Annotated in this window: 4 protein-coding genes; all 4 read left to right on the top strand. The window is 73.4% G+C overall.

Annotated features, from left to right (window positions below):
- The coding region (locus tag E1265_RS34260) for a hypothetical protein (RefSeq protein ID WP_132934855.1) at positions 1–947 on the top strand (947 nt) is incomplete at its 5' end.
- A gap of 176 nt (positions 948–1123) precedes the next feature.
- Positions 1124–2722, top strand: a complete 1599-nt coding sequence (locus E1265_RS34255) for an ABC-F family ATP-binding cassette domain-containing protein (RefSeq protein WP_132934854.1) — start codon at positions 1124–1126, stop codon at positions 2720–2722.
- Between the two features lie 343 nt (positions 2723–3065).
- Positions 3066–3290 (top strand): helix-turn-helix domain-containing protein, encoded by a 225-nt coding sequence (locus tag E1265_RS34250; RefSeq protein WP_207931320.1) that lies wholly within the window; start codon positions 3066–3068, stop codon positions 3288–3290.
- A gap of 67 nt (positions 3291–3357) precedes the next feature.
- Positions 3358–4152: an enoyl-CoA hydratase/isomerase family protein gene (locus E1265_RS34245; protein WP_132934852.1), complete on the top strand. Its 795-nt coding sequence runs from the start codon at positions 3358–3360 to the stop codon at positions 4150–4152.
- The last annotated feature ends 116 nt before the right edge of the window (positions 4153–4268 follow it).

Genomic DNA, 4268 nt, shown 5'->3' with positions numbered 1-4268 from the left:
ACCCCGGTCTGGTCGCCGAGATCGTCGCCGCCATCCCCCAGCTCCTCTCCGTGATGCAGCTCTCGGACGGCCCGGTCACCGCGGCCGGACTGATCGACCTCCTGCGCCAACGCATCACCGAACTCCGCGCCGAGCGCCCCACGGCAACCGCTGACGACATACCCCCCGGGCCCGCGACGATCGAGCAGGGCGAGCTCGGCGAGCTGGTCCGGCTGCTCGGCTGGGCCCTCGACGCCCTCGCCGAGGTCGGGGCCCTGACCCTCCACGCGCGTAGCCGCCACCCCGAGCACGCCAAGCTCACCGACCTCGGCGCCTGGGCCGTGTGGACCAAGCTGGAACAGATCTGCATCGCCGCCCAGAGCCCCGCGGGCAACATCGAGCAGTCCGCCGTCGCCATGCTCCGCGGCTGCGCCGTCCTCACCCCGGGACCGGCCCGCGCCGAGTACCGCGCCTGGCTCGCCGCCCGCCCCACCGGGCCCGCCGTCACCGAGCTGCTCGAGGCCGCCCGCGGCGAGGACGCCCTGATCCGCGGCCTCGCCTTCGACGCGCTGCGCGCCGTCGGCGCCCCCGCCCTGGCCGCCGTCCGGGCCGCCGCCGACGAGCCGGTGCTGCGCCCGTACGCGCTGCTCTGGCTCGCCGACCACGAGGGCGGCGACCCGCGCGACCACACCGACACCTCGGCCGGCGTCCTCACCCGCGCCGAGGCCACCTGGCTCTGGGTCGACACCGCGTCCGCCGCCCACGAGAACGGCGCCGAGCGACTGCTCCTCGACCACCTCGACTCGGCACCCCAGCCCACCGTCGCCGAACTCGTCGACGAGATCCGCGACTGCGGCCACCCGCGCACCGTCCAGGTCCTGCTGGCGCTGGCCGCCGCCCACCCCGACCCCGCCATCACCAAACGGGTGCGCCGCGCCGCCTTCCAGGTGCACACCGGCGGCGCCTGACGGCCACCCGCGCGCCCCGAGGGGCGCGCGGTGAGCGGAAAACAGCTTGCGTGCCGCCGTTAGAATGACCGCATGGACATTTCGCTCCTCGTGCCCTAGCGGACGCAGCCCTTCTCGCCAAGACCCGTCCCCGTACGGCCAACACGCCCGTACGTCCCGTCGCCTGGAGTCCGTCCATGATCACCGCCACCGGCGTCGAGCTGCGAGCCGGCGCCCGGATCCTCATCGAGTCCGCGTCCTTCCGCGTGGCCAGGGGAGACCGCATCGGTCTCGTCGGCCGCAACGGCGCGGGCAAGACCACACTCACCAAGTGCCTCGCGGGCGAGGGCATCCCCGCCGGCGGCACCATCACCCGCAGCGGGGAGGTCGGCTACCTCCCGCAGGACCCGCGCACCGGCGACCTCGACACGCTCGCCCGCGACCGCATCCTGGCCGCCCGCGGCCTGGACACCGTGCTGCGCGGCATGCGGGAGAACGAGCAGCGGATGGCGACCGGCCAGGGCGCCACCCGCGAGCGCGCCATGCGCAAGTACGAGCGCCTCGAGACCGAGTTCCTGACCAGGGGCGGCTACGCGGCGGAGGCCGAGGCCGCCACCATCGCCGCCAGCCTCGGCCTGCCCGACCGCGTCCTCGGCCAGCCCCTGCACACCCTCTCCGGCGGCCAGCGGCGCCGCGTCGAGCTCGCCCGCATCCTCTTCTCGGACGCCGACATCCTGCTGCTCGACGAGCCGACCAACCACCTCGACGCCGACTCCATCGTCTGGCTGCGGGACTTCCTGAAGACCTACCGCGGCGGGTTCATCGTGATCTCGCACGACAACGACCTGGTCGAGACGGTCGTCAACAAGGTCTTCTACCTGGACGCCAACCGCTCCCAGATCGACGTCTACAACATGGGCTGGAAGCAGTACCAGGCCCAGCGCGAGGCCGACGAGAAGCGCCGCAGGCGCGAGCGGGCCAACGCCGAGAAGAAGGCCGCCGCGCTCAATGCCCAGGCCGACAAGATGCGCGCCAAGGCCACCAAGGCCACCGCCGCGCAGAACATGGCCCGCCGCGCCGAGCGGCTGCTCTCGGGCCTGGAGGCCGAGCGGCAGGCCGACAAGGTCGCCAGGCTGCGCTTCCCCGACCCAGCGCCGTGCGGCAAGACCCCCCTCACCGCCGAGGGCCTCTCCAAGTCCTACGGCTCGCTCGAGATCTTCACCGACGTCTCGCTCGCCATCGACAAGGGCTCCCGGGTCGTCATCCTCGGCCTCAACGGCGCCGGCAAGACGACGCTGCTGCGGCTGCTCGCCGGCATCGAGAAGCCGGACACCGGCGAGGTCACCCCGGGCCACGGCCTCAAGCTCGGCTACTACGCGCAGGAGCACGAGACCCTCGACCCGCGGCGCACGGTGCTGGAGAACATGCGCTCGAGCGCCCCCGACATGGACCTCGTCGACCTCCGCAAGACGCTGGGCTCGTTCCTGTTCTCCGGCGACGACGTAGACAAGCCGGCCGGGGTCCTCTCCGGCGGCGAGAAGACCCGCCTGGCCCTCGCCACCCTCGTCGTCTCCTCCGCCAACGTGCTGCTGCTCGACGAGCCGACCAACAACCTGGACCCGGCCAGCCGCGAGGAGATCCTGGGCGCGCTGCGTGGCTTCACCGGCGCGGTTGTCCTGGTCACCCACGACGAGGGCGCGGTGGACGCGCTCCAGCCGGAGCGCATCATCATGCTGCCGGACGGCGTGGAGGACCTCTGGAGCCAGGACTACGCGGACCTCGTCGCCCTGGCCTGACCCCGGCCCGGCAGGCGGGGTCCGGCGTTTGTGATCATGCGCGATGGATCATTCGGCCGACGCTTGATCATTCATCTGAGTGAGGGCGGCTCGTACCCCGGCGTGTCGACGCGCCGGGCAAGCGGCGGTGCGGTGGGCCGGGACGCCCGTCTGCGCCATTCCGGTGACACCCCCTGACCTGCGATTTCGCGCCCGCCCGCGGGGCGTGGGCGGCCCCACGCCCCAGAAGCGGCGCGGAATCGCGTTGTCCGCTTGTCGTACGGACCCAGACGAATGGGTGGCCAGGAAGCGGGATAGGGGTGATCATGAGAGTCCAGAGCGCACTTCCTACGAGGAGGCACGGGTGGCCGAGACTCTGAAGAAGGGCAGCCGGGTGACCGGCCCCGCTCGCGAGCAGCTCGCGGCGGACCTCAAGCGGAAATACGAGTCGGGCGCGAGTATCAGGGCGCTGGCTGAGGAGACGGGCCGGTCCTACGGCTTCGTCCACCGCATGCTCAGCGAGGCCGATGTCACGCTACGCGGGCGCGGCGGTGCCACGCGCGGCAAGAAGGTCGCCCCCACCCCCTGACGACCGGGCCGGGGCCGCCGCTACGCTACCGGGTAGTTACTGACAAGTAGCGAACCGGAGGTGGCCCGTGGCCCAGCACGACCAGGAGTGGGACGGTGTACGCCTCACCGTCGACGGCGCCGTGGCCACGGTCACGCTGACCGTCCCGGAGCGGCGCAACGCCCAGACGCCGGCCATGTGGCGGGCGCTGACCGAGGCGGGCCGCGCCCTGCCCGGCACGGTCCGGGTGGCGGTGCTGCGCGCCGAGGGCGTCTCCTTCTCCGCCGGCCTCGACCGGCGGGCCTTCACCCCCGAGGGGATCGAGGGCGAGCTCTCTTTCCTCGACCTGGCACGCGCCGCGGACGCGGAGCTCGACGCCACAATCGCCAGCTTCCAGGAGGCCTTCACCTGGTGGCGGCGGAACGACCTGATGAGCGTCGCCGCCGTCCAGGGCCACGCCATCGGCGCCGGATTCCAACTCGCCCTCGCCTGCGACCTGCGTATCTGCGCGGCCGACGCGCAGTTCGCGATGCGGGAGACCTCGCTCGGCCTCGTCCCCGACCTGGGCGGCACCAAGCCGCTGGTCGACCTCGTCGGCTACGGCCGCGCCCTCGAGATCTGCGCCACCGGCCGCGCCGTCGGCGCGGCCGAAGCGGAGCGGATCGGCCTGGCCAACCTGGTCGTCACCCCCGACGAGCTGCCTGCCGCGACGGACGACCTCGTCGCGGCGCTGCTGGCGGCGCCGCGGGACGCGCTGATCGAGACCAAGGCGCTGCTGCGGGGCGCGGCCGGCCGCGACTACGACACCCAACGCGCCGCCGAACGCGCCGCCCAGGCCCGCCGCCTCCGCGACCTGACCCCCTCCGCTACGCGCTCGGCGTAGGCCACGGCGCGGGCGCGCGGGCCGGGCGCGGGGCGCCGCGTCCCTCGCGCAAAGCGCGACAAGGGGCGGGTGGATGGGGAGGAACCCGGTGCGGAGCGCGAGGACGGGTGGGTGGG

Source organism: Streptomyces sp. 8K308 (assembly GCF_004348315.1).
In the GTDB taxonomy this organism is placed as follows: domain Bacteria; phylum Actinomycetota; class Actinomycetes; order Streptomycetales; family Streptomycetaceae; genus Streptomyces.
This window is presented reverse-complemented; position numbering and strand designations above follow the sequence as displayed.

What these genes read in the sequence shown, in the direction of transcription:
- E1265_RS34255 (WP_132934854.1), top strand. Translation starts at nt 1,124, where the DNA reads ATGATCACCGCCACCGGCGTCGAGCTGCGAGCCGGCGCCCGGATCCTC.